15 protein-coding genes and 3 pseudogenes are annotated in these 25,514 nt (G+C 62.7%); 8 read left to right on the top strand and 10 right to left on the bottom strand.

Going from position 1 to position 25,514, the window contains the following annotated elements; translation table 11 throughout:
- Nucleotides 1–3: 3 nt before the first annotated feature.
- On the top strand, nucleotides 4–1,242 hold the full coding sequence (locus K5E37_RS29610; protein ID WP_221535513.1) for an OmpA family protein: 1,239 nt from the start codon (nucleotides 4–6) through the stop codon (nucleotides 1,240–1,242).
- Nucleotides 1,243–1,327: 85 nt separating this feature from the next.
- On the opposite strand, the gene K5E37_RS25965 is transcribed toward K5E37_RS29610, so the two are convergent.
- Complete coding sequence (locus K5E37_RS25965) at nucleotides 1,328–11,851, bottom strand: autotransporter-associated beta strand repeat-containing protein (protein ID WP_221535512.1); 10,524 nt, start codon at nucleotides 11,849–11,851, stop codon at nucleotides 1,328–1,330.
- A 410-nt stretch (nucleotides 11,852–12,261) separates the two neighbouring features.
- Between K5E37_RS25965 and K5E37_RS25960 the strand changes: the two genes are divergently transcribed.
- Together K5E37_RS25960 and K5E37_RS25955 are read left to right on the top strand one after the other, a co-directional pair.
- Nucleotides 12,262–13,221 (top strand): nucleoside-specific channel-forming protein Tsx, encoded by a 960-nt coding sequence (locus K5E37_RS25960; protein WP_007958992.1) that lies wholly within the window; start codon nucleotides 12,262–12,264, stop codon nucleotides 13,219–13,221.
- A gap of 14 nt (nucleotides 13,222–13,235) precedes the next feature.
- Nucleotides 13,236–14,258 (top strand): purine nucleoside permease, encoded by a 1,023-nt coding sequence (locus tag K5E37_RS25955; RefSeq protein WP_085608282.1) that lies wholly within the window; start codon nucleotides 13,236–13,238, stop codon nucleotides 14,256–14,258.
- A 71-nt stretch (nucleotides 14,259–14,329) separates the two neighbouring features.
- Here the strand turns inward: K5E37_RS25955 and K5E37_RS25950 are convergent, their stop codons facing one another.
- The 3 genes from K5E37_RS25950 to K5E37_RS25940 form a co-directional block, all read right to left on the bottom strand.
- Nucleotides 14,330–15,286: a zinc-binding alcohol dehydrogenase family protein gene (locus K5E37_RS25950; protein ID WP_085608281.1), complete on the bottom strand. Its 957-nt coding sequence runs from the start codon at nucleotides 15,284–15,286 to the stop codon at nucleotides 14,330–14,332.
- Nucleotides 15,287–15,317: 31 nt separating this feature from the next.
- Nucleotides 15,318–15,491: a DUF1427 family protein gene (locus K5E37_RS25945; protein WP_007958996.1), complete on the bottom strand. Its 174-nt coding sequence runs from the start codon at nucleotides 15,489–15,491 to the stop codon at nucleotides 15,318–15,320.
- An 89-nt stretch (nucleotides 15,492–15,580) separates the two neighbouring features.
- Entirely contained in the window at nucleotides 15,581–16,369 is a 789-nt protein-coding gene (locus K5E37_RS25940; protein ID WP_007958997.1) for a helix-turn-helix domain-containing protein, read from the bottom strand.
- Between the two features lie 137 nt (nucleotides 16,370–16,506).
- On the opposite strand from K5E37_RS25940, the gene K5E37_RS25935 reads away from it, so the two are divergent.
- On the top strand, nucleotides 16,507–16,734 hold the full coding sequence (locus K5E37_RS25935; protein ID WP_011335095.1) for a DUF6555 family protein: 228 nt from the start codon (nucleotides 16,507–16,509) through the stop codon (nucleotides 16,732–16,734).
- A gap of 38 nt (nucleotides 16,735–16,772) precedes the next feature.
- On the top strand, nucleotides 16,773–17,045 hold the full coding sequence (locus K5E37_RS25930; protein WP_085667477.1) for a hypothetical protein: 273 nt from the start codon (nucleotides 16,773–16,775) through the stop codon (nucleotides 17,043–17,045).
- Nucleotides 17,046–17,069: 24 nt separating this feature from the next.
- Here the strand turns inward: K5E37_RS25930 and K5E37_RS25925 are convergent, their stop codons facing one another.
- The 3 genes from K5E37_RS25925 to K5E37_RS25915 all read right to left on the bottom strand — a co-directional run bounded on the left by K5E37_RS25925 (nucleotide 17,070) and on the right by K5E37_RS25915 (nucleotide 18,667).
- Nucleotides 17,070–17,237 (bottom strand): metallothionein, encoded by a 168-nt coding sequence (locus K5E37_RS25925; RefSeq protein WP_074689145.1) that lies wholly within the window; start codon nucleotides 17,235–17,237, stop codon nucleotides 17,070–17,072.
- A gap of 482 nt (nucleotides 17,238–17,719) precedes the next feature.
- Complete coding sequence (locus tag K5E37_RS25920) at nucleotides 17,720–18,175, bottom strand: DMT family transporter (protein ID WP_085608279.1); 456 nt, start codon at nucleotides 18,173–18,175, stop codon at nucleotides 17,720–17,722.
- Between the two features lie 3 nt (nucleotides 18,176–18,178).
- Nucleotides 18,179–18,667 carry a DMT family transporter gene (locus K5E37_RS25915; protein WP_221535511.1) on the bottom strand — a complete coding sequence of 163 codons (489 nt, stop codon included), beginning with the start codon at nucleotides 18,665–18,667 and terminating at the stop codon, nucleotides 18,179–18,181.
- A 111-nt stretch (nucleotides 18,668–18,778) separates the two neighbouring features.
- On the opposite strand from K5E37_RS25915, the gene K5E37_RS25910 reads away from it, so the two are divergent.
- Nucleotides 18,779–19,714 carry a LysR family transcriptional regulator gene (locus K5E37_RS25910; RefSeq protein WP_221535510.1) on the top strand — a complete coding sequence of 312 codons (936 nt, stop codon included), beginning with the start codon at nucleotides 18,779–18,781 and terminating at the stop codon, nucleotides 19,712–19,714.
- A gap of 21 nt (nucleotides 19,715–19,735) precedes the next feature.
- Here the strand turns inward: K5E37_RS25910 and K5E37_RS29770 are convergent.
- The 3 genes and pseudogenes from K5E37_RS29770 to K5E37_RS25900 all read right to left on the bottom strand — a co-directional run.
- Nucleotides 19,736–20,329 (bottom strand): annotated as a pseudogene (locus K5E37_RS29770) (methyl-accepting chemotaxis protein); the annotation flags it as partial.
- 312 nt (nucleotides 20,330–20,641) lie between these two features.
- Nucleotides 20,642–21,418, bottom strand: a pseudogene (locus tag K5E37_RS29765) (cache domain-containing protein); the annotation flags it as partial.
- 226 nt (nucleotides 21,419–21,644) lie between these two features.
- Nucleotides 21,645–22,964 carry a Na+/H+ antiporter family protein gene (locus K5E37_RS25900; RefSeq protein WP_007955962.1) on the bottom strand — a complete coding sequence of 440 codons (1,320 nt, stop codon included), beginning with the start codon at nucleotides 22,962–22,964 and terminating at the stop codon, nucleotides 21,645–21,647.
- A 215-nt stretch (nucleotides 22,965–23,179) separates the two neighbouring features.
- Here K5E37_RS25900 and K5E37_RS29760 point away from each other — a divergent pair.
- Nucleotides 23,180–24,568: pseudogene (locus K5E37_RS29760) on the top strand (HAMP domain-containing protein); the annotation flags it as partial.
- A gap of 102 nt (nucleotides 24,569–24,670) precedes the next feature.
- Nucleotides 24,671–25,426 carry a methyl-accepting chemotaxis protein gene (locus tag K5E37_RS29755; protein WP_371807414.1) on the top strand — a complete coding sequence of 252 codons (756 nt, stop codon included), beginning with the start codon at nucleotides 24,671–24,673 and terminating at the stop codon, nucleotides 25,424–25,426.
- The last annotated feature ends 88 nt before the right edge of the window (nucleotides 25,427–25,514 follow it).

Genomic DNA, 25,514 nt, shown 5'->3' with positions numbered 1-25,514 from the left:
CTCGTGTCTGAATTACTTGAAAACCTTCAAAAACTTGCATCCTTTGCAGCCAAATCAACAGTTGCACTTGGCATTCTTATAACGTGGGGTTACTGCGCGTTCCTGATAAATTTCTTCCCGACCGGACTCAACCTGGCAGACAGCCTGGTTTTTATCTTCATCGCGCTAGGGTTTGGTTTTTTGTACTCGTATTGGTTGGGCAGCAGTTTTATAGCGTTCAACTTTGCTTTCGCCGCATTCAAAGAAAAAAGCATCATTGACAAAGTATTTTCTATTTTATTCAGCTTGTTTTTCTTCAGCGCTCTCGCCTTGGTGGCTTATTTCATGGAGGACTGGGCTGCCTTCTTTGCGCCCATCGCCAGCGGACTCATCTTGTACATTGCAGCAAACCACTGGAAATCCGACGTATCCGATACCGCTGAAAAACAAAAGCGAGCACTGCAACGAATCGTCTTGCTGGTCATTGCCATCGTTATTCCAGCAGCCATGGTGCCACCCGTTTTCGGCAAGTTCATTGACGGAACCTTTGGCTTTATTGGAGTCCAGCAAAAAGACGTTTCACTGGTGTTAAGCGAAGAAAATCAAAGAATCATCAGCGACACCGCAAAGGAACTGAACCTCTCCATTTATGGCTGTACGAAAGAGGGAAACCAAACCAACATTGCTCATCACTTCAATGTCCTCTGGCATGGATTGGGCGAACGCAGTCTCGTACAACTGCTCGCCTACGATACTGAAAGCAAAAAATGGAACAAAAAAATCGCAAAAATCGAACTGGATCGCAGCGGCGTTAAAGTCCTGACTCCGGAGAACAAGCGAAATAGTTTCAAGACTTGCTTAACCGTCAACACCGACACGCTTTTCGATATCTACGACGACAAAATCAGCGCTAACGGAAAGAAACAACTCGCTCAATTTACTCAGGAAACCGAACTCAGGCTGGCAGCGGATCATCTGAAAATACTTTCCGCCAACATCATCGGCCACACTGACAGAATCCCCGTGCTCAAGACGGGAGATTCTAACGCCGCCCTGTCCATGCGGCGCGCCGACAGCGTGTATGCAGAGATCAAGGAACTGTTTTCCGATTTGCCTGAGGCACAAGTAAAACGCCTCGGACAGGGCTCACTACAACCCAAGTCGACATGCACCAGAGATCTGCCGCTACCTGAACAAAAGGAATGCCTAGCGGTAGACCGACGCGTTGAGATCGAACTTAAAGTACAACTGAAAGAACAATGAGCACTCGTTCAAACGGATAACAAAACGAAAGCGGTGATCAAAAAAAAGCCGCCCTTTCGGGCGGCTGAAGTGCTTCGCTCCTGAATCAGAACCCGAGGCTGAAGCTGATGGTCATCGCATGGTCGTTGCTCTCGTTCGACAGCTGCCCCGAATAACCGATACCGAGTTTGCCGGTCGGGCTGATCTGGAAGTCCACGCCTGCTTCGACCACCGCGCTGTCCTTGGCAATCGGCACGCCCTGGGTGTTGAACGAGGCGCCGCCGTCGATGAAGGTCAGGTCGGCGTCAGGTTTGGTGTCGCCGAAGGCATGCCGCCAGCCGAGCGCCGCGCGCGGAGTGAATTGCCCGCCGTTGGTCAGGGTGATGACCTTGCCGGCGCGCACGCCCAGGGTCGAGAAGGTGATGTCCTGATCGGACTCGGCGCGCAGGCGCCCCACTCCGCCTTTCTCCTTGGCCTTGTCGCTGTCGTAGTTGACGTACGCCAGACCGGCGAACGGTTCCAGGGCAATCCCGGCCGCTTCGATGGCATAGCCGACTTCACCGAACACCTGAGCACTGCGCGCGTCGTAATTAGCCTTCAACCGATCGTTGTAGGCACCGACGCTGACGTCGCGCTTGGTTTCGATGTCGTGCCAGCTGTAGGCCGCGCCAAGGCGCACCGCCAGGGCATCGAATTGCGAGTTGAGGTACGCCGCCAGGTGGTAGCTCTCGACCGTGGCATCCGAGCGACGATCGTGAGCATCCAGATCGCTGCGGGTGTAGCCGGCGGCCATGCCGACGCGCCACTGGTCGTCGATCTGCTTGTCGGTGCCGAGCATGAAGCCGCTCAGGTTGCGATCCAGCTTCGCGCTGTTGCTGTTGCCGTCCGACTCGCCCCAGGCCCCGAGTGCGCGGGCCCAGCCGACCATTTCGCCGTGGCAGCCGTTGCTGCTCAACTGATTGTCGCTCGGGGCCAGGGCGCGGCGTGGATCGTCCGGTGCGCTGCACGAAGGCTGGCGCATACGGTCGTTGACCGCGTCCCGCACGTAGCGCGAATCCTCAAGGATTGCGCTGGCGGTGCTGGCATGGATTTCACCCGACAGACTGTCGAAGGCGTTACGTGCGCCCGCCACACTGAGATTGATGATTTCGTTCTGCAACGCAGCGCCCGCCGCGCCGTTACGCATCAACGCCGAAGCGGTGTTGCGCTGGTTGCGGGTAGCAGCGACGTCGACGAACGAGTTGCCGTTGCGGCTGACCACCAGGGTCACCGCGTTCGGGTCATACACCAGCGCCGTGTCGAGGAACGCATATTGCGGCAGATCGGCAGCGCTGAAGGTGCCGTTCACCCCGCCACCGGCGGTGATCAGCGAGTACACGGTGTTGCCGGTGAACGGCGCCAGGCTGTTGACCTGCAGACCACCGCTCAAAGTCGCGGTACCACCGACGGCCAGCGGAGTAGCAGTCGGCGAGCTGACCGTCAGGGCCAGCACACCGTCAGCAGCGTTGGTCAGGTTGCCGGCGACACTCAAGGTGCCGTCCTCGCCACCGGAAGCCACCACGCCATGGTTGACCACCGACCCGACGCTGCCATTACCGCTCAGGCCCGCGCCATTGGCCACGGTGACCTGCCCGGCCAGGGAGGCCCGCGCCGCGCGGCTGCCGACTTGCAGCACGCCCTGATCCACCGCCACGGTGCCGCTGAAGGGTTGATCACCGGTCAGCAGCAAGCGCGCGGCACCGCGTTTGGCCAAGGCGCCGACACCACTGAGGCGACCGTTGAACTGGCCGTTGGCGTTCTGCTGGAACACCAGCGATGCGTTGTTGAGGATGTTGCCTTGCAGGCTGGTGGTATTACCGATCAGCGTACCGCCGCTGACCGTGGTCCCGCCGCTGTAGGTGTTGGCGCCGCTGAGGACCAGAGTGCCGGAATCCAGCTTCTCGATGCCGCCACTGCCCACCAGCGGTACGGAGATTTCCGCGCTGCCACCGGCATTCACACGCACCGGCGCGAGGCTGCCGCCCGGGCCGTTGACCGGTGTCAGCGTACCGCCAGCGCCTGGAACCAGGCTGTAACCGCTGGAGAGGAACTGCAACCCGGTGAAGTTCTGATTGCCTTGCACGGTGACCGTCCCGCTCTGCCCGCCGAACACGGCGAACTGACCGTTCGACGCCAGCGCCTGGGTACCGCTCGGATCGGTCCAGTTGGTATTCGGCCCCCACACGCCGCTGCCACCACCGATGCTGCCGTCCGGATTGGTTTTGCCACCGTTCCAGAACTGCACTTCACCCGGTGTGTTCTGTACCAGCAGGTTGACCTGATTGGCCAGCGCGGTCTGCAGGGTCAGGTTGGCCGCCGACACCGGCAGGCTGCCGTAGACCAGACCGTTGTTGGTCAGGCTGCCTCCGTAGCTGAACAGTTGATAGACCCCGGTGCCAAAGCCGCCGGCATTGCTGATGTTCAGCGTGCCGTCGAGGGTCAGGTTGCCGGCGACGTTGACCACGGTTGTGGAACTGGTGGCCGAGCCGAGGGTGAAGTCCAGGTTAGTGCCCGAAGACAACGCCAGCGAACCGACCGACAACGGCGTTGCAGTGCCGCCGCCCGTCAGCGTCGCACCGTTGGCCAGTTGCACGGCGCCTGCGAACACGCCGCTGCCGCCAATTTTCGCCCCGCTGGCGACGTTGACGTTGGCACTGTTGAGCGCACCGTTGACGTTCAGCGAACCGGCCTGCACCGCGGTGTTGCCGGTGAAGGTGTTGTTGCCGGTCAGCAGCAAGGCGCCGGTGCCGGTTTTGTTCAGAGTGCCGACGCCCGTCAGATTGCCGGTGTAGCTGCCGTCACTGTTCTGCTCGAAGGTCAGCGTCGCGTTGTTGACGATTGCACCTTGCAGGCTGCTGGTGTCGCCACGGGTGCTGCCGCCGTTCAGCGTCGTGCCGCCGCTGTAGGTGTTGGCGCCGCTGAGGACGAGGTCGCCACTGCCGTTTTTCACCAGGCTGCCGCTGCCGGTGATCGCACCGATCAGCGTGGTGTTCTGGTTGCCGGCCAGGGTCAGTTGCGCACCCAGGTTGATGGCGTTGGCCAGTTGCAGCGCAGAAGTGCTGTCGAGGGTGCCATTGCCCAGCACGCTGAGGGCGCCGCTGCTGATCGCGCTGTTGTTGCCCAGGATCAGCGAGCCACCCGAGAGCTGGGTACCGCCGCTGTAAGTGTTGCTGCCGTTGAGGGTCAGGCTCGATGCGCCGGTCTTGATCAGACTGCCGCTGCCGCTGACCACACCGCCGAGGGTCAATGCGTTGGAGCCGGCGACGGTGAGTCCGCCGTTGAGCACCACGGCGTTGGCCAGACTGACCGGTGCGTTGCTGTCCAGCGCCGTGCCGTTGGCGGCGGTCAACACGCCGGTGCCGAGGGCGGCGTTATTGCCGACCACGATCTTGCCGCCATTGAGCGCGGTGCCGCCGGTGTAGCCGTTGGCGGCGTTGAGCACCAGGGTGCCGGTGTCGTATTTGCCCAGTGTGCCGGCGCCGTTGAGCGCCACGCCCACGGTGGCGGTGACGTTCGGGTCGACCCGCACGGTGGCATTGCCCAGCGATCCGTTGACCAGATTCAGCGAACCGGCCGTGCCGTTCTGCAGGTTGTAGCCATCGGTGACGAATTGCATGCCGGTGATGGTTTGCGCGCCGTTGACGGTCACAGTGCCCGCCGTGCCCTGGAACACCGCAAAGCTGTTGGTCCAGGCCTGATTGGTGGTGCCGTTGACGTCGGTCCAGTTGGTGGTGCCGGTGCCCCAGGTACCGCTGCCGCCATCCACCGAACCATTGGCGACGAGCTGGTTGCCGTCCCAGAACTGCACGGTGACGCCCGGTGCGGTGACCAGCAGGTTGATCTGATTGGCCAGTGCGGTTTGCAGGGTCAGGTCGCCCGGGGTGACGCTGCCCGGCACGGTGCCGATCAGCATGCCGTTGTCAGTCAAGCCACCGGTGTAGTTGATCAACCGGTACACGCCGCTGCCGAAACCGCCGATGTCACTGACGTTGAGGGTGCCGTCGAGGGTCAGGTTGCCGCCGACATTGACCAGCGGGTTGCCGCCACCGGAGACCGGTGTACCGAGGCCGACATCGAAGTTGGAGTTGGCGTTGAAAACCAGCGAATTCACCGACAGGGTGCTGCCGGTGGCGCCGGCCAGATGACCGCCATCCGCCACGGTCACGGCCCCGCCGAGCGAGCCGCCGCCAGTCAGGGTGCCGCCGCTGTTGACCAGCACACTGGCGCTGTCCAGCGAGCCGCTGACGTTCAAGGTACCGGCGTTGACCGTGGTGTTGCCGGTCAGGCTGTTGAGGCCGGTCAGGGTCAGCGTGCCGGTGCCGAGTTTGCTCAGTTCGCCGGTACCGGTGAGCACGCCGTCGAAAATGCTGCTGGCGTTGTTGCCGCCGATGCTCAGCGTGTTGCCGCCGCCGATCAGTGCAGTGCCGCCGCCGGTCAGGCTGGCGAGGCTGCCGGAGCCGCCGAGATTGAGGGTCGCCGCAGCGCCGAGATTGACCCCGGCATTGCTGCCCAGTGCCGAGTTGCCCAGGGTGGTCAGGCTGCCGGATTGCACATCGAAGGTGCCGCTGAAGGTGTTGTTGCCGGACAGCGTCAGGTCGGCCAGACCGTTCTTGGTCAGGGTGCCCGCCCCGGCGATCACGCCACCGAGCGTCAGGTTGTTGTTGCCGGCCACGCTCAGGTTGGCATTGACGTTGAGGTTGTTGGCCAGCACCAGCGGCGCCGTGGTGTCGAGAGTCGAAGCGCCCGCCACGGTCACCGCGCCGGAACCCAGACCCGCCGAGGTGCCGAGGGTCACGGTGCCGGCGTTCAGTGTGGTGCCGCCGCTGTAGGTGTTGATGCCGTTGAGGGTCAGGTTGGAGGCGCCGTTCTTGATCAGACCGCCAGTGCCGCTGACCACGCCGCTGAGCGACACGTCGCTGTTGCCGGTGTTGGTCAGGTTGGCATTGAGCACCACGTTGTTGCCCAGCGACACCGAGGTGTTGCTGTCCAGCGCCGAGGCGCCGGCCACGGTCAGGTTGCCCAGACCGAGAGCGCCGTTGCTGCCGGCGGTCAGGGTGCCGGCATTGAGGGTGATGCCACCGAGGAAGTTGTTGGCCCCGCTGAGGATCAGGTTGGCCGCGCCATTCTTGGTCAGGCTGCCGGCGCCGTTGATCGCGCCGCTCAGCGTCAGATCGTTGCTGCCGACGATGCCGAGGTTGCCCGCCAGGTTGATCGCGTTACCCGCCGTGAAAGCGCCGCTGGCATCCAGGGTGGTGCCGTTCGCCGCGTTCAGGGTGGCCGAGCCCAGCGCGCTGTTCGACGCCAAAATCAACCCGCCCGCGTTCAGTGCCACCGGCCCGAGGAAGGCGTTGTTGCCGCCAAGGGTCAGATTGGCCGAGCCGTTCTTGATCAGCCCGCCGGTGCCGTTTATCACACCGTTGAGGGCCAGCGCATTGCTGCCAACGATCGTGAGGTTACCGTTGAGCGTGGCCGCGTTGGCCAGGGTCACGGCGGTGTTGCTGTCCAGTTGCGTGCCGGCATTGGCGATCAACGCACCGCTGCCCAGCGCGGTGTTGCTGCCGACCACGATTTTGCCGCCATCGAGTTGCGTGCCGCCGGTGTAGCTGTTGGCGCCATTGAGCACCAGGGTGCCGCTGTCGAGTTTATTGAGAATGCCGCTGCCGTTGATGTTCACGCCAACCGTGGCAGTCACGCCCGGATCAACGCGCATCGCCGTGGTGCCGCCGGCACCGTTGACGGCGGTCAGCAGTCCCGAGGTGCCGTTGACCACGTTGTAGCCATCGGTGAGGAACTGCATGCCGGTGAACAGTTGCGTGCCGTTGACCGACACCGTCCCGGCCGTGCCCTGGAACACCGCGAAGTCGCCGGCCCAGGTCTGATTGACCAGACCATTGGCGTCGGTCCAGTTGGTGCCGGCACCGTTCCAGGTGCCACTGCCGCCATCGACAGTGCCGTTGGCGATGGTCTGGCTGCCATCCCAGTAACGAATGTCCGAATTCGGCGCCGAGACCTGAATGTTGATCTGATTGGCGACCCCGATCTGCACCACCAGATCGCCCAGCCCATAACCGACCGGCACGCTGGCAACATCCAGGCCCAGATTGGTCAGGGCACCGGTGTAGTTGAACAGACGATACACACCGACGCCGAAACCACCGGCATCGGTGACGTTGAGATTACCGTCGAGGGTGAGGTTGCCGCCGACGTTCATCAGCGACGTGGTCGATGGCGTCCCCAGCGCCGCATCGACATTGCTGCCGGCTGCGAGCGTCAATGATCCGGCCGAGAGTGTATTACCCGACGACAGGGCCAGGTGACCGCCGCTGTTGATGGTCATCGCACCGAGTGCCGAACCGTTACCGGTGAGGGTGCCGCCGGTATTGACGTTGACCTGGGCACTGGCCAGCGAACCGCTGAGGTTCAGGGTGCCGCCGTTGACGGCGGTGTTGCCGACGATGCCGTTAATCCCGGTCAGGTTCAGGGTGCCGGTACCGACCTTGGTCAGACCGCCGTTGCCGCTCAGGTCGCCGTCGAAGGTGCTGGTGCTGCTCACCCCGCCCACGGTGAGGGTATTGCCACCACCGATCTGCACGCTGCCGCTGCCACTCAGGCCGTCGAGGCTGGCGCTGCTGCCGAGGTTGAGGCTGGCGCCGGCGCTGATGTTGGCGCCGGAGGTGTTGCCCAGCGCCCCGCTGCTCAGGGTGGTGACACTGCCGGCGGCAATGTTCAGCGCGCCGGTGAAGGTGTTGGTGCCGCTGAGGGCCAGGTCGTCCAGACCGGTTTTGGTCAGGCTGCCGGCGCCGTCGATCACGCCGCTGAGGGTCAGGCCGTTGTTGCCGGCCACCGTCAACCCGGCATCCAGGGTGATGTTGTTGCCGAGGGTGAAAGCGCTGCTGTTGTCCAGCGTCGCGGCGCCACCGACGGTGAGCGTGCCGCTGCCCAATGCGCCGGGCGCGCCTAGGGTCAGGGTGCCGGCGTTGAGGGTGGTTCCGCCGCTGAAAGTGTTGGTGCCGTTGACGGTCAGGTTGGCGCTGCCGTTCTTGACCAGTTGGCCGGTGCCGCTGAGCACACCGCCGAGGGTCAGGTTCTGGGTGCCGCCGACGCTCAGCGCCGCATTCAGCACAACTGCGTTAGCCAGGCTGACCAGCGGTGAACTGCTGTCGAGCGTTGCTGCACCGCCGACGGTCAAGGCGCCGGTGCCGAGCGCCGAGCTGTTGCCGACAGTCACCGTACCGGCGTTCAAGGTGGTGCCGCCGGCGTAGGTGTTGGTGCCATTGAGGTTCAGATTGGCCGCACCGTTTTTCACCAGGCTGCCGGCGCCAGCGACGGTGCCGGTGAGGGTCAGATCGGCGCTGCCACCGATGTTCATCGCACCGGCGAGGTTGACCTGATTGCCCAGAGTGACGGCGGTGTTGGTGTCCAGCGTGGTGCCGGCCGCTGCGTTCAGTGCACCGCTGCCCAGTGCGGTGTTGCTGCCGACAATCAGTTTGCCGACGTTTAGCGCGGTGTTGCCGAAGTAGGTGTTGGCGCCGTTGAGGATCAGATCGGCCGGGCCGCTTTTGGTCAGACCGCCGACCCCGGAGACCACGCCCGCGAGGGTCAGCGCGTTACTGCCGCCAATGGTCACGTTGCCGCCAAGGTTGACGTTGTTGGCCAGGCTCGCCGCCGTGCTGGCATCCAGTGTGGTGCCGTTGGCGGCGTTGAGTACGCCAGTGCCGAGGGCGGTGTTGGAGCCGACGACCAGGGTCCCGGCGTTCAGCGAAGTAGCGCCGGTGTAGGTGTTGTTGCCGGTCAGGGTCAGGGTCGAAGCACCGGTCTTGATCAGGTTGCTGCCGCCGCTGATCACACCGCCCAGAGTCAGCGGGTTGGCGCCGCCGGTGGTGAGGTTGGCGTTCAGCGCAATGGCGTTGTTCAGCGTCACGTTGTTGCTGCTGTTGAGCGTGCCGCCCGACCCGCCCACGGTCAGCGTGCCGGTACCGAGTGCCGCGCCGTTGCCGACGGTCAGGCTGCCGGCGTTGAGCGCGGTACCGCCGGTGAAGGTGTTGGCGCCGTTGAGGGTCAGGTTGGCCGTGCCGTTCTTGATCAACTGGCTGGCGCCGCTGATCACGCCGCCGAGGGTCAGTGCACTGCTGCCGCCGATCGCCAGATTATTGTTGAGAATGACGTTGTTGTTCAGCGTCACCGCGGTATTGCTGTCGAGGGTTGCCGCGCCGCCGACGGTGATATTGCCACTGCCCAGCGCAGCGTTGGCACCCGCTGTGATGGTGCCCGCGTTCAATGCAATAGCACCGAGGAACGTGTTGGTGCCGTTGAGAATCAGGTTCGCCGCGCCGTTCTTGGTCAGCCCGCCGCTGCCGCTGACCACGCCGCCGAGGGTCAGGTTGGCGCTGCCGCCAATGTTCAGGTTGCCGCCGAGGGCGACGGCGTTGCTCAGCGCCACGGCGGTGCTGGCATCGAGGGTGGTGCCCGCCGCCGTGGTCAGCGCGCCAGTGCCCAGCGCGGTGTTGGAGCCGACGATCAGCGTCCCGGCATTCAGTGCCGTGCCGCCGGAGAAGGTGTTGTTGCCGCTGAGGGTCAGGTTCGCGGTGCCGCCCTTGATCAGGTTGCCGGCGCCGCTGATGACACCGCTCAGGCCCAGCGCCTGGGTGCCGCCGATGGTCAGCCCGCCTGCCAGCGCCACTGCGTTGGCCAGGGTCACGGCGGTGGTCGCATCCAGCGTGGTGCCGGCCGCCGCGTTCAAGGCGCCCGTGCCGAGGGCGGTGTTGCTGCCGACGAGCAAACTGCCGCCGTTGAGCGCGGTGGTGCCGCTGTTGGTGTTGTTGCCGGTCAGGGTCAGGCTGGCGCTGCCGCTTTTGGTGATCGCGCCGGTGCCGGAGACGATGCCGGCCAGGGTCAGGGCATTGCTGCCGAGCACGTTCAGCGCACCGGTGATGCCGACGTTGTTGGCCAGGGTCACGTTGCCGGTGCTGTCGAGGCTGGTACCGTTGCTGGTGTTGAGGACACCGGTGCCCAGGGCGTTGTTGTTGCCGACGCGCAAGGTGCCGGCGCTGAGGCTGGTGATCCCGGTGTAGGTGTTGATGCCGTTGAGGATCAGGCTGCCGCTGCCGGTTTTGGTCAGGTTGGCGGCGCCGCTGATCACTCCGCCCAGGGTCAGCGCACCCGTGCCGGTCGCGGTCAGGGTGCTGTTGAGCGTGATCGCGTTAGCCAGCGAAATCGGCGCCGTCGCCGAGATGCTCGAAGAGCCGCCCACGGTGATGCCGCCGGTGCTGAACGCCTGGTTGTTGCCCACCAGCACTACGCCGCCGTTGAGCACGGTGTTGCCGGTGTAAGTGTTGATGCCGTTGAGGTTGATCTGGCCGCTGCCGATCTTGGTCAGGCCGCCGGTGCCGGAAATCACCCCGTTCAGGGTCATGCCGTTGATGCCCTGCAGAGTCAGGCCAGTCCCGCCCAGGTTGATCTGGTTGGACAGCGTCAAACCGGCATTGCTGGCCTGCAGAATCCCGCCGTTGGACGTCAGCACACCGCTGCCGAACGCCGCGTTGTCGTTGAACTGCGCGACACCGCCATTGAGGGTGGTCGCACCGCTGACCAATGGCCCCTGCAAGGTCCAGGTGCCGCTGTTGAGGGTCAGGTTGTTGAAGTTGACGTAGGTTGCGCTGGACGCCGTGCCGGTCCCGGTGGTACCGCCGCCGAGGCCGATCGGGTTTTGCAGGATCAGCGTGTTGGTACCGGCCGCACCGCCATCGATCGTCCCGGTCGGGGCGAAGGTCAGGTTGATGCCGATCAGGCCACCGAGGCCGACGGAGACTTGCACACCGTCGCCGACGTTAACGCTGGAACCGGTGATCGCGTAGAAGGTGTTGGTGCTGCCCGCCCCCATCGACACGCCGCCGGTGATGTTACCGGCGTTGGTGAAGGTGTTGCCCGCCACCGACGTCTCGAACGCGACCCGGCCGTTGATCGTACCGGTGGCGCTGTTGGTCATGTTGACTTGTGAACCGCCGTACACACCGACCACTGGCGTATCGGCCAGGGTGATGCCGCCAACCGACAGCCCCGTGGAGGTAATCGTGCCGTCGTTGGTAATGGTCGTGGTGCCCGACACCGAGTTGTTCACGGCAATCCCCAGCCCGTCGATGCTGGTCAGGTTGAGGCCGAGCAACATGCCGGTGCCGCGAATGAGCCCGGTGGTGTTATTGACGATGCTCACGGTGCTGGTTGCGCCGGTGCCGATGAACGCGCCGCCACTGAGGATCGACACCAGGCCGAGCAAGGCCGGGTCGAGGGTGCCGGAGTTGTTGAGGTTGATGTTGGCGCCGGTCAGGTTGATGACCTTGCCACCCAGGGTCGCGTTCATCTGCGCGCCGTTGGTGACGTTGACCGTCAGGCCGCTGGTGGCACTGCTGTAGTCATTGAGAAACAGCGGCAGGGTCGGAACGCCCGAACAGGTAATCGTGGAGCCCGCCGCCGAACAGGTGGCAAACGCCTGCTCGCTGACGCCACCGAAAAGCAGCCCGGCGACGCTCAGATGCACAGCAAGGGACAGTGGGGAAAAACGCGAAACGAGGGCGACACCAAACCTTGCTTCCACGGGTTACTCCTTGCGTGGCCAATTTCGTCCTTGAAGGCGTGCAACTGCGGCAAGATTCAGCACGCGTATCAAGCGTATGACGGTCATCAGATAAACCGTCGCATTCCAGACACACGCTAGTTGATGCCCTGCGATGGGGCACCGGTTAAATAGTGTTAATACTTTTGTGCGATAAGGCCCTGCGTCGATACTTCCGGCCGTTCTGAGCAAGGACTTGAGGGCTATTTCAGACGCTTTTGAGGGGAGTTGACCGAGCCGCCAGCTAAACCCGCGAATCAATCGATTTTTCAGCCACTTGAGAAACTGGTACGGCTTGTGCAAACGTTTGCGAGCTACCGTTGACTGCCTTTTCGTTACAAAACCGTACAGGCCCTATGATTCCGGGCCGTGATCCGCAAAAAGGACTTTGAATGCACGTTTCCTCCTGCCACCGTCGTCGCGGTGTGCGCACTTTTGCTGTTTCCCTGCTACTGGCCGGCGTTACCGGAGTTCTCAGTCAGACCACGCTGGCGCAGCCTGCCCTGCCAGATGAATCTGCTCAGGGTGAAGCCCTCAGCCCCGAAGCCAGCCCGCCGAAAAAAGGCGCGTACCTGTCGGACTGGTACAACCAGGACCTGATGCTGATCGGCAGCAAGGACATCAGTTTCGGCCCGCAACCGGCGGACGACATCTACCTGGAATACGAGTACTTCGGGCGCAAGGGGCCGTTCGAGCTTTACGGCTACATCGACATCCCGAAGATTTTCAACATCGGCAACAGCCACGACAAAGGCGTGTGGGATCACGGCTCGCCGGTGTTCATGGAGCACGAGCCGCGCATCTCCATCGACTACCTCGCCGGCCGCAGCCTGGCCATCGGGCCGTTCAAGGAATGGTACGTGGCGTTCGACTGGATCTACGATCACGGCAGCCGTAAAGAGAACCGCGCCAACACGCTGTACAGCGGTTTCGGCACCGACATCGACACCCATTCGCGGGTCAATCTGTCGGCCAACCTGTACGGGCGCTACCAGTGGGAAAACTACGGCGCCAGCAACGAATACTCGTGGGACGGCTACCGCGCGCAGCTCAAGTACATCGTGCCGATCGACAAATTCAGCAACGGCGCCTCGCTGACCTACATCGGCTTCACCAACTTCGATTTCGGCTCGGACATCCACAAGGACAACCCGGCGCGGACTGCCAATGCCACGGTGGCAACCAACGTGTTGCTGTACTCGTTCACCCACTTGCGCTTCACCCTGGTCGGCCGTTATTTCCACAACGGCGGCAACTGGGAGGATGGCAGCGAGCTGAATTTTGGCGACGGTAATTTCCGGGCACGTTCCAACGGCTGGGGTTACTACGCCGGCGTCGGTTATCAGTTCTGAATCCAGGAGCAATCATGAAAGCAATGACGCGTGTATCACTGGCCGCTGCCGCCCTGCTCTCTTCCACCGCATGGGCGGCCGAGGCACCGATACAGCCGAAAGTCGTGCTGATCACCATGTTCGCTCCGGAGGCACAGCACTGGATCGATCGCCTCGAACTCAAACAGGAAGTCCGCGTGCCGGGCCTGTCGGCCGAATACCCGACCATCCGCTGCAACACACAGCAGGTCTGCCTGATGACCACCGGCATGGGCCAGACCAACGCCGCGGCTTCGACACTGGCACTGGCGCTGTCGCCGAAATTCGACCTGCGCAAAAGCTACTTCCTGATTGCCGGGATTGCCGGCATCAGCCCCAAGCACGGGACCATCGGCACGGCCGCCTGGGCGCATTATCTGGTCGAGTTCGGCACCCAGTGGGAGCTGGATTCACGCGATGCGCCATCGAGCTGGCCGACCGGTTACCTCGGCATCAACACTCAAGGCCCGAACGAAAAACCGCCGCTGGACTACAAGACCGAAGTCTTCGAACTCAACCCGAAGCTACAAGCAAAAGCCTTCGCCTTGAGCCACAAGGTCGAACTGAGCGAAAGCAAGGAATCGGCCGCGTGGCGCCTGAAATACCCGGCAGCACCGGCCAATCAACCGCCGGTGGTCACCCGTTGCGACACGCTGGCGGGCAACACCTGGTTCTCCGGCACACGCCTGAGCGAACGCGCCGAGGTCTGGACCAAATTGCTGACCGACAACCAGGGCGAATACTGCACCACCCAACAGGAAGACAACTCCACCTACGAAGCCTTGCTGCGCGCAAGTCGCGAGGGTCTGGTGGACGTGCAGCGCCTCGCCGTGGTGCGCGCCGGCTCGGATTTCGACCGTCCGGCGCCGGGCGGCAGCGAAGTGGACAACCTGCTCAAGTACGCCGATCAGGGCGGATTTGTGCCGGCACTGGAAAACCTCTACCGCGCGGGCAATCCGTTGGTGCAGGACATCCTGAAAAACTGGTCGGCGTGGGAGAACGGCGTCCCGCAATCCTGAGACCCACAAAGCCCTGTGGGTGCGAAACTCGCTCCCGCAGGGCTTTGTTATGACATGCAGAACAGCGGCGGTCAGGGGATAAGAATGACCTTGTCACCGCTGCCCTGATTGACATCGGCATAGCGCGCCAGCCCTTCGGCCAGCGGCGCTTCGACCAGCCCTTGCGGCAGTGGCAGCCGGTCTTCGTCGAAGAACCGGCCGAACTGCTCGAGCATCGCCGCACAGGCCTCAACGCCATACAGCAACGAGTTGATGCCGACCACCGAACCGCCCTTGCGATACAGGGCCAGCGCCGGCAACTGCACATGCCCATCGACTGGCGCAGCGATGATCGCGATCCGCCCGAAAGTTGCCAGCGCCGCGACCGAGGCCGGCAGCCAGAAACCGGTGGTGTCGAAGATCACGTCGGCACCGCCGCGATACACGGCGTTGACCTGCGCACCCAGCTCCTCGGGTTTATCCAGCTGAATCGTCTGATAACCCTGCGCCTGCAAGTCCCTGACCTGCTCCGGCCGCCGCGCCGCCGCCAGCAACTGCGCGCCGCGCACCTTGGCCAGCGCCAGCGCCGCCGTCGCCACTGCCCCGCCACCAATCACCAGCAAACGGGTTTCGGCACTCACCAGACTGCGCTCGAGCGCATCCCACGCCGTGGTGTAAGGCACGCCGAGGCTGGCGGCCTGGGTGAAACTCAGATGCGAAGGTTTGTGCGCCACGCCATTGGCCGGCAATTTGACGAACTGCGCATGGGAGCCATCGGCGAAAAACCCCAGCTCACGCCCGGTGCCCCAAACCTCCTGACCAATCAACGCCTGCGGACCTTCGACCACCACACCGGCAAAGTCCCGACCGGGAATGCGCGGCAGCGTGGTGTACGGGAAACGCCCGAGCACGTTCTTCACGTCGCTGGGATTGAGGCCCGCGGCCTTGATCTGCACCAGCACCTCGTCAGCGCCCGGCACCGGCGTCGGCACCTCGACGAAGCGCAGGGACGACAGGTCGCCGGTTTTATCGAATTGCAGTGCTTTCATGGAAATCTCCACCGAAGGAAAAAGACAGGATTCAGGACAGCCAGCCACTGACCAGTTGCCGGCCCATCGGCCACAACTGCTCGCCCGCCAGCATGCCCAGCAGGCCCACCAGCGCGATGGTCGGCGGCGCCGGAGAACGGACATCCAGCGCGCCATACAGCAGGCCGACACCCAGACCGACGCCCAGTGAAATCAGGTAATTCATGGGATCACTCCGCCACACAAAGGGAATGGGCAAAGTCTAGGGAAAGGCTGCGACCGGCATCGGCCAAGGACTTCTGAATTTCGGCCAAATCAGCCGGCAAGCGGCCCGCCATCGAACTGCGAAGGGGCAACACCCAGCTCACGGCGGAACATGTCGCTGAAACTGCTCGGCGAATACCCCAGCTCCCGGGCAATCGCGCTGACCGGCACGCCCTGGATCAACTCCGCCACCGCCGTCGCCAACTGCACCTGCCGCCGCCACTCGGCGAAGCCCATGCCCAGCCCTTCCTTGAACAACCGCGCCAACGTTCGCACGCTGGCCCCGGCGTTTTCGGCGTGTTGTTCGAAAGGAATATCCAGCGACGGCGCGGCCATCACTGCCTGACACAGACTCATCAACCGCCGGTCGGCATCGTCCGGCAACGGGATCTTCAGCTGCGAACGCCTTGCACGTTTCAGCTCCAGCAGCGCCAGTCCGACCAGCGCCTCGTAATACTCGGCATCCCCGCTGTCGCCCTGCGCCACCAGCCCGACAATCAACTCGCGCAGCAGACCCCCGACCTCGATCACCTGCACCGTCTCATCCAGCGTCGCCGCCAGCGCCGGGCGCAGGTAGATATTGCGCATCTGCAAATCCGACACCACCCGAATCCCGTGCGGCACCCCCGGCGGCAACCACACCGCCCGCTGCGGCGGCACTACCAGCGCCTCGTGCGGGGTCTCGACCCACATCACCCCGCTCATCGCATACAGCAACTGCCCCCAGACATGCTCATGCGGCTCGATGAACAACCCACGCGGATACGTCCGCGCCAGCGGTTGCACCGGCACATCGGTATCACTCAGATCAGGGGGCGCAGCGAGGGCCATGGCGAACATTCATCGGGGTTGACGGAAACGCCATGGTAACCAGTCCGCACCTTCGCTCGCCATTGATAGATACCGTCGGACAATCCGAGTGAATTTTCCCGGAGCGCAGCGATCCTTCTATTACCACAGGGAGGAAGATGGGCTTTATGAACAACGCAAAACTGTACGTCATCGATTACACCCTTCACGGCGCGCCTAAGTCGTTCATTATCCGCTCGGACAAAATGGACAACACCGAGGCGTGGCACTGGGCAAGCTGCGACGCAGGAGTCGGCCGCATCCCGCGTTTCGGCCGGGAGAAAGTGCAGAAAACCAGCAAGCCGATGGCAGAAAAATTCGGCGTGGAAAACGTCACATGGCGACCGGCAAGCTAAGCTTGCGCGCAGGCGGGGACTATTTCGGGGGGAACAACATGACAACCATCAACAGCCCGGCGCACCTGGACTACGGCCTGGACACCCTGTTCGGCCGCATCACCAAAAGCGTCGACTGCCCGGTTGGCCTGGAACCCGTCGAAAACGACCCCTACCGCTTCGCCCTGCGCGTCCCGGCCCCCTTGCCGGAAGACCTTGAAAAGGCCAAAACCATCGTCGTCAACGTCGGAGGCCGCCGCCTGCACGGCAACGTCCGCCACACCGAACGCCTGGACGACGACAGCCTGAAACTGGAAGTGGAGCCCGACTAGGCTCCACTTTTTCAATACCCACGATTACTTGGGATGCGCACACTGACACCCCTTGCCAGAACACTCCTCACCACTCTTGTGATGATGCGCACACGCCTCACAGCAATAATGCTTACCGTGCGCCACATAAGAATGCTCACCCTCCTTGATCGTGCAACGACATCCCGGACAATCGCATTTTCTATCTGCCATGAAACAGACTCCTCTGGTGGTGGTTGTCTGAGGCCGAAAGAACAAGCCGTGCTACCAGTGTAGAAGGTGAAAACAACCCAACAACCAAACCACTCACTACTCACCACTCACCCTTCAACCCTCCCCCCACCACTCACCACAATGAGCGTTAGCTCGAGTACCGCTTTTGATCTCAAGGCCCGTCGGCAGGCTGAGTGGAGGGATTGATCCGGGGGTGGGAGCGAAGCGACCGTGCGGCGCAGCCGCATGCATCGAGAGGAGGTGCAGCGAAGCAAACCGTAGGCGATGCCCCCGGATCAATCCCGGAGCGAAGGAACCCGAGCCACAGCGAGGGCCGAACGTCAGGGCCCAAGACCTTTGGTTACTTTGGGGCGTTTGCCAAAGTGACTCGCTGTAAGAGCGAAACCGCCAGCGGCAGCACCCGAAGAAACGGATATTCACCCAAAACCCCAAGAGCATGGCCGGCCCAAAGGCCGCCAAGTTCAAACAGCCTGACGCACGCTACTGCGATACATAAACACCAACGCCAACCCCAAACACCCCATCGCCAAAACCCGACTAGAAGACAACTCGATAGCGGGATTCCCCAACCACCCAAAATTATCAATCAACATCCCCATCCCCAACTGCCCGACAATCACCGCCACCGTCGCCACAGCCGTCCCCACCCGAGGCACCGCACCAACCATGACCATCATATAAACCACCCCAAACAGCGCCCCACTCAACTGCCACTTCGGCACATCCAGCAAACTCACCGCCTGAGCAGGCTCAAAAAACAAAATCAACAACCCCGTAGAAACCGCCCCCACCACAAACGTCAACAAACTGCTGCGCAACACACCAACGGTTTCCCCAAGACGCCCATTGATCGCCGCCTGCACACTCAACACCGCACCCGCCAACACCACCACCGCCAACAAAATAACCAGACTCATCACTCACCCCCGCGCAATCAAAACCAAAGCCACCACAATCAACCCCAACGCCAGCCACCGCTCAACATTGACCTTCTTGCGCGTAGCCCCAAACCACCCGAAATGGTCAATCAACACACTCTTGCCAACCTGCCCCGACAAAATCGCAATCATCGTCATCGCAATCCCGATATGCGGCGTCGCCAGCGTCAACACCACCACATACATCGGCCCCAGAAACCCGCCGATCAACTGCCAGCGCGGCAGATCCGTCAGCGCCGGCCCCTTCTGCGGCCCCGCAAACAGCAACAACAAAAACAGAATCGCCGACCCAACCCCGAAGATGCTCAAGGTCGCCCACAAATGCCCGACCTGCTCACCCAACGGCCCCAGCAACCCCGCCTCCACCGACAAACCCATGCCGGCCAGAATCACCAGCGGCAACAGCAACAAACGCAAACCAGGCCGCGCTACCGGCGCCGGCGCGGCACTCACTTCATCAAACGACTGCATCTGAAAAACCTCTGAAAGAAACGATGGCGCGGATTATCGGCTGGCGCAGCTGTGCGATAAATGGGAGCATCCGGACAACACTTTTGCGTAACTCGCACAGCAGGACAGACGATGCACGGGCTCAACGAACTGGGATTCAAGGCGCTAAGGCTGTTTGTGGCGGTGCTCGACCACGGCAGTTTTTCCGAAGTCGCCCGCCGCGAGGGCGTGGCGCCCTCCTCGATTTCCCGGCAGATCCAGTTGATGGAACAGGCGCTGAACCAGCAATTGCTCTACCGCCACACCCGCGCGGTCACGCCGACCGAAGCCGGGCGCATGCTCGGCCACCACGCGCGGCTGGTGCTGGTGCAGCTGGAAGAAGCCGAACAGGCGTTGCAGGAACAGCAAAGCGAACCGACCGGCCTGGTGCGGATCAATGCTCCGGTGGTGTTCGGCCAACGCCATCTGACGCCATGGCTGGGCCGTTTGTGCGAGCGCTATCCGAAGCTGCAACTGGACATCCAGCAGACCGACCACTACATCGACCCGCTGCAGGAAGGCGCCGACCTGCTGTTCCGCATCGGTCCGCTGCACGATTCGAGCATGCAGGCGCGGATCCTCGCGCCACACCGCTTTCAGGTCGCGGCCAGTCCGGCGTATCTCAAGCGTTTCGGCACACCCCGGCATCCCGACGACCTCGCCCGCCACCAGTGCCTGGCCTACAAGGGCGCGACCGGCCAGCAGCGCTGGTTCTTCCGTCAGGATCAGGGTGAATGGACACCCTATGCAGTCAAGGGCCCGATTACCGGCAATCACGCGGACACGTTGACTCAGGCCGCTGTGCAAGGGCTGGGGCTGGTGATGTTTCCGTCATGGCTGATCGGCGAGGCGGTGCGCGAGGGCACGCTGGTGCCGGTGTTGGGGGATTATCAGGTGTCGAACAGTGTGGAGCCGCAGCAGATTTCGGTGCTGTGGCCGGGGAGCCGGCGGTTGTCGGTGAAGGTGCGGACGGTGATTGATTTCTTTATGGAGTGTTTTGGCGAGGTGCCGTATTGGGACAGACCGTGATGGTCTGTCCCGACAGCGCCATCAGATACGGAACTGGCCAACCAGCTTGCCCAACCGCTGCCCCAGATCAGCCAGACTACGCGAAGTCTGCGCCCCCAACTGGGTCTCATCCGCCACGTTATCCACCGCCACCGCAATCTGATGCACGCTGCGGTTGATCTCTTCGGCCACCGCCGTCTGCTCTTCAGCGGCACTGGCAATCTGCGCGTTCATCGAGTTGATGGTCGCAATTAGATCCGCCATCGCATCCAGCGACGCCCCCGCCTGATTGGCCTGAGCCGAAGTACCATCACCCGCCTCGCTGGAACGGCGCATCGCTTCAACCGCCGACTGCGTCCCCGCCTGCAAGCGATCGATCATCCCCTGAATTTCCTGAGTGCTGATCTGCGTGCGCGACGCCAGTGCCCGCACCTCGTCCGCCACCACCGCAAACCCGCGCCCGGCCTCACCGGCCCGAGCCGCTTCGATCGCGGCGTTGAGCGCCAGCAGGTTGGTCTGTTCGGCAATCGAACGGATCACTCCCAGCACGCCGACAATCGACGACACGTCCTGCTGCAGGCTGTCGAGGGACACGCCGCTGCTGCGGATGTCGTCCACCAGCGCATGAATCTGCTTGATACTGCCGGCCACCACGCGTTTGGCGGTCTGGCCTTCTTCGTCGGTCTGCTGCGCAGCGACGGCGGCGTTCTGTGCACTCTTGGCGACTTCCTGCGCGGCGGCGGACATCTCGTTGATCGCCGTGGCGACCTGATCGGTTTCGTGGCGCTGACGTTCCATGGCCTGATCGGAGCGCTGGGCCTGATCGGACACCTGCGTCACCAGACCGGTCAGTTGCGACGTCATCTCGGTGATCTGCCGCACCAGGCCGTGGATCTTGTCGACGAACCGGTTGAACGAGCCGGCCAGTTCGCCGAGTTCGTCCTGGCTGGTGATGGTCAGGCGTCGGGTCAGGTCACCCTCGCCCGCCGCGATGTCATCGAGGTTGGCTTTCATCAGGTTCAGCGGTCGCAGGATGGTGTTGGCCAGCAGCATCCCCGCCGCCGCGATCACCAGCAGCACCACCACCGCCACGCCGACGATGCTCAGCACCACGCCCTGCATGCGCTCCTGCACCTTGGCCTCGACCACCGCCACTTGCGCTTCGATGCCATCGAGGTTGACCGACGTACCGACCGCCATGTCCCACTTCGCCAGGTATTCGGTGTAGCCGAGTTTCGGCACCAGCACCTGCGCGTTGCCCGGCAACGGCGAGCTGTATTGCAGGTAGTGGGTGCCGTCCTTGGCGACCTTCACCAGATCGCGGTTGACGTAAACGCCGTTCGGGTCGCGGTTGTCCTTGAAGCTTTTACCCACGCCTTCGGGGTCGTTGGCCTTGAACAGGCGCACGGTCTCGGAGTCGTAACCGAAGAAGTAGCCGTCCTTGCCGTACTTGATGCTCGACAACAGCTTGATCACCTGCGCCCGCGCATCGGCGTCACCGGGAGCGGCAGCGTCGTACAACGGTTTGATGGTGGTCATGGCCACGGCGACATAGCTGGCCAGGGTGGCCTTGGCGTCGCCGAGCAGGCGTTCGCGGGTCTGTTCGACTTCCTTGCGCGCCTGTTCCTGAAGGATGAACAGCGTGGTCAGGCTGATCACCAGCGCAAAGAGCAAGACCGGAAGGACGGCAAGGGACAGGACTTTAGCCTTGAGACTCAGGCGCATGGGGGCTCACTCTTTTGGTTTTATTGGCGTGGATAAAGGCTTTAACGGCACGCGAAACCAAAAGTTGAGCTTTACCTCAGATCGTTCCCACACGGACGCTTCGACACCTCGACGCCGATCGTTCCCACGCTCTGCGTGGGAATGCAGCCCGGGACGCTCTGCGTCCAGAAGCGTGACGCAGAGCGTCACAGGAGGCGTTCCCACGCGGAGCGTGGGAACGATCAGGTCAGAGGACCATCGCGGCCACCCAGCCAAACGCCAGCAGCGGCAGGTTGTAGTGCAGGAAGGTCGGAACCACGGTGTCCCAGATGTGATGATGCTGGCCGTCGACGTTCAGGCCGGAGGTCGGGCCGAGGGTCGAGTCCGAGGCTGGCGAACCGGTGTCGCCCAGCGCCCCGGCCGTGCCGACGATGCAGACGATCGCCATCGGGCTGAAGCCCAGTTGCACGCACAGCGGCACGAAAATCGCTGCCAGGATAGGCACCGTGGAGAACGACGAACCGATGCCGATGGTCACCATCAACCCCACCAGCAACATCAGCAGCGCGCCAATCGCCTGGCTGTGATCGATCCACGCCGCCGCGCTTTCAACCAGCGAACGCACTTCACCGGTGGCCTTGAGCACTTCGGCAAAGCCCGAGGCGGAGATCATGATGAAGCCGATCATCGCCATCATCTTCATGCCTTCGGTGAACAGATCGTCGGTCTCACGCCACTTGACGATGCCCGACGCCGAGAAGATCAGAAACCCGGCCAGCGCGCCGATAATCATCGAATCCAACAGCAACTGAATGATGAACGCCGCCGCGATGGCCAGGCCGGCGATGCCGATCGTCATCGGGTTGTAGGCGACGCTGACCTGCTCCACCTGCTCGATCTTTTCCAGGTCGTAGACCCGCTTCTTGCGGTAGCTGAAGAACACCGCCAGTAACAGGCCGAAGACCATGCCCGCCGCCGGAATGGCCATGGCATGCATGACGTTGATCTGGCTGATGTCCACGCCAGCCTTGCTGACGTTGGCCAGCAGGATCTGGTTGAGGAAGATGTTGCCGAAACCGACCGGAAACACCATGTACGGCGTGATCAGGCCGAAGGTCATGACGCAGGCGATCAACCGGCGGTCCAGTTGCAGCTTGGTCAGTACATATAAAAGCGGCGGCACCAGCAGCGGAATGAACGCGATGTGGATCGGCAGGATGTTCTGCGAAGCGATCGCCACCACCCACAGCAGGCCGATCAGCATCCATTTGACGCTGCCGCCACCGGTCGCATGCTGGCGGTCGACCATCGCCAGAGCCTTGTCGGCCAGCGCATGGGCCAGGCCGGACTTGGCAATCGCCACGGCGAAAGCACCGAGCAACGCGTAGGACAACGCCACTGTCGCCCCGCCACCCAGGCCACTGTTGAAAGCCTTGAGCGTGGCGTCGATGCCCAGACCACCGGTCAGGCCACCGACCAGCGCACCGACGATCAACGCGATCACCACATGCACCCGGGACAGGCTGAGGATCAGCATGACGCCGACCGCAGCAATCACTGCATTCATTTCACTACCTCAAAAACACGACGGTAAAGCCATTCACCGCCAGACAGGATGAGTCCGGCCGGCAAGCCACGAGGGTCGCCAGCGGATTTGCATAGAGGGTCTTATTAGAAGGGCGCGCACTGTGCCGCAGCGCGCGCGCAGTGTCAAAGCGACTGGTCGCAACACTGTGTAACTTTCCATGATCAATCCGCTGAACAGGGCATATCCGCCACAACATGCGTCAATTCGCCCTATTGCATTTACGCCATAAAGAAAGCCGAAACGCGGCCGTTACAGTGCAAAGTCTCAGATATTTATCGAATAAGGACGTTTCCATGTCACTCAGACAACTTTCCATCCAATGGAAAATCACCCTGCTTGCCGGGCTCTGCCTGGCCGGTATCGTGACCCTGTTGGTGGGTCTTTCGCTGTATCGCATGGAGCACAGTTCCGAACTGGTGAAAGCTTCGAGCATGGAAATGCTCACCGAGTCGGCCCAGGCCCGCATCGAATCCCAAGGCGAAGTTCAGGCGGCGGGCATTCGCCAGCAGTTCATGGACGCCTATCAATATGGCCACGGTTTCTCGCGTCAGGTGCTGTTCCTGCGCGAACAGGCCGAGAAGCGCTTCCTCGATGCGTTCGACCTGCGCGAGGACATGACCCGTCAGGTCAAATCGGCGCTGCAGGCCAACCCGGAATTGCTCGGCCTGTCGCTGGTGTTCGAAGCCAACGCGCTGGACGGCAAGGACGAGCTGTTTGCCGGCCAGGCGGAACTCGGCAGCAACGACAAGGGCCGCTTCGCCCTGTACTGGTCGCAACCGACGCCGGGCAAAGTCACCTCGATGGCACTGCCGGAAAGCGACATGGCCGACACCAGCACCGGCCCCAGCGGCCAGGCCGCCAACGCCTGGTTCACCTGCCCGCGCACCACGCTCAAGCCGTGCGTGATCGAACCCTACTTCTATGTGATCGACGGGCAAAAGGTGCTGATGACCAGCATCGTGTTCCCGCTGATGGTCAACGGCAAAGTCATCGCCTCGCTGTCGGTGGACATCAACCTCAACAGCCTGCAAGCGATCAGCCAGAGCGCCAGCAAGAAGCTCTATGACGGCCAGACCGCCGTGAGCATCATCAGCCCCGCCGGCCTGCTTGCCGGTTACAGCCCGGACGCCAACAAACTCAGCCAGCGCCTGGATGCCGTGGACACCACCAGCGGCGCCGAACTGCTGCGCCTGCTCGCTTCGAGCCACACCGTCAGCAGCCTGCACAGCAATGCGCAACTGAAAGTGCTGTCGCCGTTCCAGCCGATTCCCGGCGGCCCGTCGTGGGGCGTGCTGCTTGATGTACCGCAGAAAGTGCTGGTCAGCCGCGCCGAAGCGCTCAAGCAGCAACTGGATGCCAGCAACACTTCCGGCACCCTGATCGAGCTGAGCCTGGGCGTACTCGCCGCACTGATCGGCCTGTTGCTGGTGTGGCTGATGGCGCGCAGCGTGACCAAACCGATCCTCGGCGTGGCCCACATGCTGGAAGACATCGCCAGCGGCGAAGGCGACCTGACCCGTCGTCTGGCCTATGACAAGAAAGACGAACTCGGTCAGTTGGCCGGCTGGTTCAACCGCTTCCTCGACAAGCTGCAACCGATCATCGCCGAGGTGAAACGCTCGGTGCAGGACGCGCGCAACACCGCCGACCAGTCTTCCGCGATTGCCACCCAGACCAGCGCCGGTATGGAGCAGCAATACCGTCAGGTCGATCAGGTGGCCACCGCATCCCACGAAATGAGCGCCACAGCCCAGGACGTGGCCCGCAGCGCCGCGCAGGCTGCCGAAGCGGCCAAGGATGCCGACCGCGCCACCCGTCAGGGCCTGACCGTGATCGACCGCACCACCGCCAGCATCGACACCCTAGCCGCCGACATGAGCGCAGCGATGGTGCAAGTCGAAGGCCTGGCTGCCAACAGCGAGAAGATCGGTACCGTGCTGGAAACCATCCGCGCCATCGCCGAACAGACCAACCTGCTGGCCCTGAACGCCGCCATCGAAGCCGCCCGTGCCGGTGAAGCAGGTCGCGGTTTTGCGGTGGTCGCCGACGAAGTGCGCAACCTCGCCCGCCGCACTCAAGAGTCGGTGGAAGAAACCCGCCAGGTGATCGAGCAATTGCAGAACGGCACCCAGGACGTGGTCGGTTCGATGGGCAACAGCCATCGACAGGCACAAGGCAGCGTCGAACAGGTCGGCCAGGCCGTGACCGCACTGCGTCAGATCGGCGATGCGGTGACGGTGATCAGCGACATGAACCTGCAGATCGCCAGCGCTGCCGAAGAGCAGAGCGCGGTGGCCGAAGAAATCAACAACAACGTGGCGACGATTCGTGATGTAACGGAATCGCTGTCGGGGCAGGCGAATGAATCGGCGCGGGTGAGTCAGTCGCTTAATAGCCTGGCGAATCAGCAGCAGAGTTTGATGGATCAGTTTCGCGTCTGACGCTCAAGCCCGCTCACCACAAACCTTGTGGGGGCGGGCTCACCGCCGAGGCAACTGAATCTCCACCTTCAACCCACCCCACTCACTC

It is taken from the genome of Pseudomonas sp. RIT778, from assembly GCF_019718735.1.
GTDB classification, from domain to species: domain Bacteria; phylum Pseudomonadota; class Gammaproteobacteria; order Pseudomonadales; family Pseudomonadaceae; genus Aquipseudomonas; species Aquipseudomonas aphyarum.
The sequence above is the reverse complement of the archived record's forward strand: the minus strand, read 5'-3'. Positions and strand labels throughout refer to the sequence as shown.

What these genes read in the sequence shown, in the direction of transcription:
- K5E37_RS25960 (WP_007958992.1), top strand. Translation starts at nt 12,262, where the DNA reads ATGCACGTTTCCTCCTGCCACCGTCGTCGCGGTGTGCGCACTTTTGCT.
- K5E37_RS25955 (WP_085608282.1), top strand. Translation starts at nt 13,236, where the DNA reads ATGAAAGCAATGACGCGTGTATCACTGGCCGCTGCCGCCCTGCTCTCT.
- K5E37_RS25950 (WP_085608281.1), bottom strand. Translation starts at nt 15,286, where the DNA reads ATGAAAGCACTGCAATTCGATAAAACCGGCGACCTGTCGTCCCTGCGC.
- K5E37_RS25945 (WP_007958996.1), bottom strand. Translation starts at nt 15,491, where the DNA reads ATGAATTACCTGATTTCACTGGGCGTCGGTCTGGGTGTCGGCCTGCTG.
- K5E37_RS25940 (WP_007958997.1), bottom strand. Translation starts at nt 16,369, where the DNA reads ATGTTCGCCATGGCCCTCGCTGCGCCCCCTGATCTGAGTGATACCGAT.
- K5E37_RS25935 (WP_011335095.1), top strand. Translation starts at nt 16,507, where the DNA reads ATGAACAACGCAAAACTGTACGTCATCGATTACACCCTTCACGGCGCG.
- K5E37_RS25930 (WP_085667477.1), top strand. Translation starts at nt 16,773, where the DNA reads ATGACAACCATCAACAGCCCGGCGCACCTGGACTACGGCCTGGACACC.
- K5E37_RS25925 (WP_074689145.1), bottom strand. Translation starts at nt 17,237, where the DNA reads ATGGCAGATAGAAAATGCGATTGTCCGGGATGTCGTTGCACGATCAAG.
- K5E37_RS25920 (WP_085608279.1), bottom strand. Translation starts at nt 18,175, where the DNA reads ATGAGTCTGGTTATTTTGTTGGCGGTGGTGGTGTTGGCGGGTGCGGTG.
- K5E37_RS25915 (WP_221535511.1), bottom strand. Translation starts at nt 18,667, where the DNA reads ATGCAGTCGTTTGATGAAGTGAGTGCCGCGCCGGCGCCGGTAGCGCGG.
- K5E37_RS25910 (WP_221535510.1), top strand. Translation starts at nt 18,779, where the DNA reads ATGCACGGGCTCAACGAACTGGGATTCAAGGCGCTAAGGCTGTTTGTG.
- K5E37_RS25900 (WP_007955962.1), bottom strand. Translation starts at nt 22,964, where the DNA reads ATGAATGCAGTGATTGCTGCGGTCGGCGTCATGCTGATCCTCAGCCTG.
- K5E37_RS29755 (WP_371807414.1), top strand. Translation starts at nt 24,671, where the DNA reads ATGGAGCAGCAATACCGTCAGGTCGATCAGGTGGCCACCGCATCCCAC.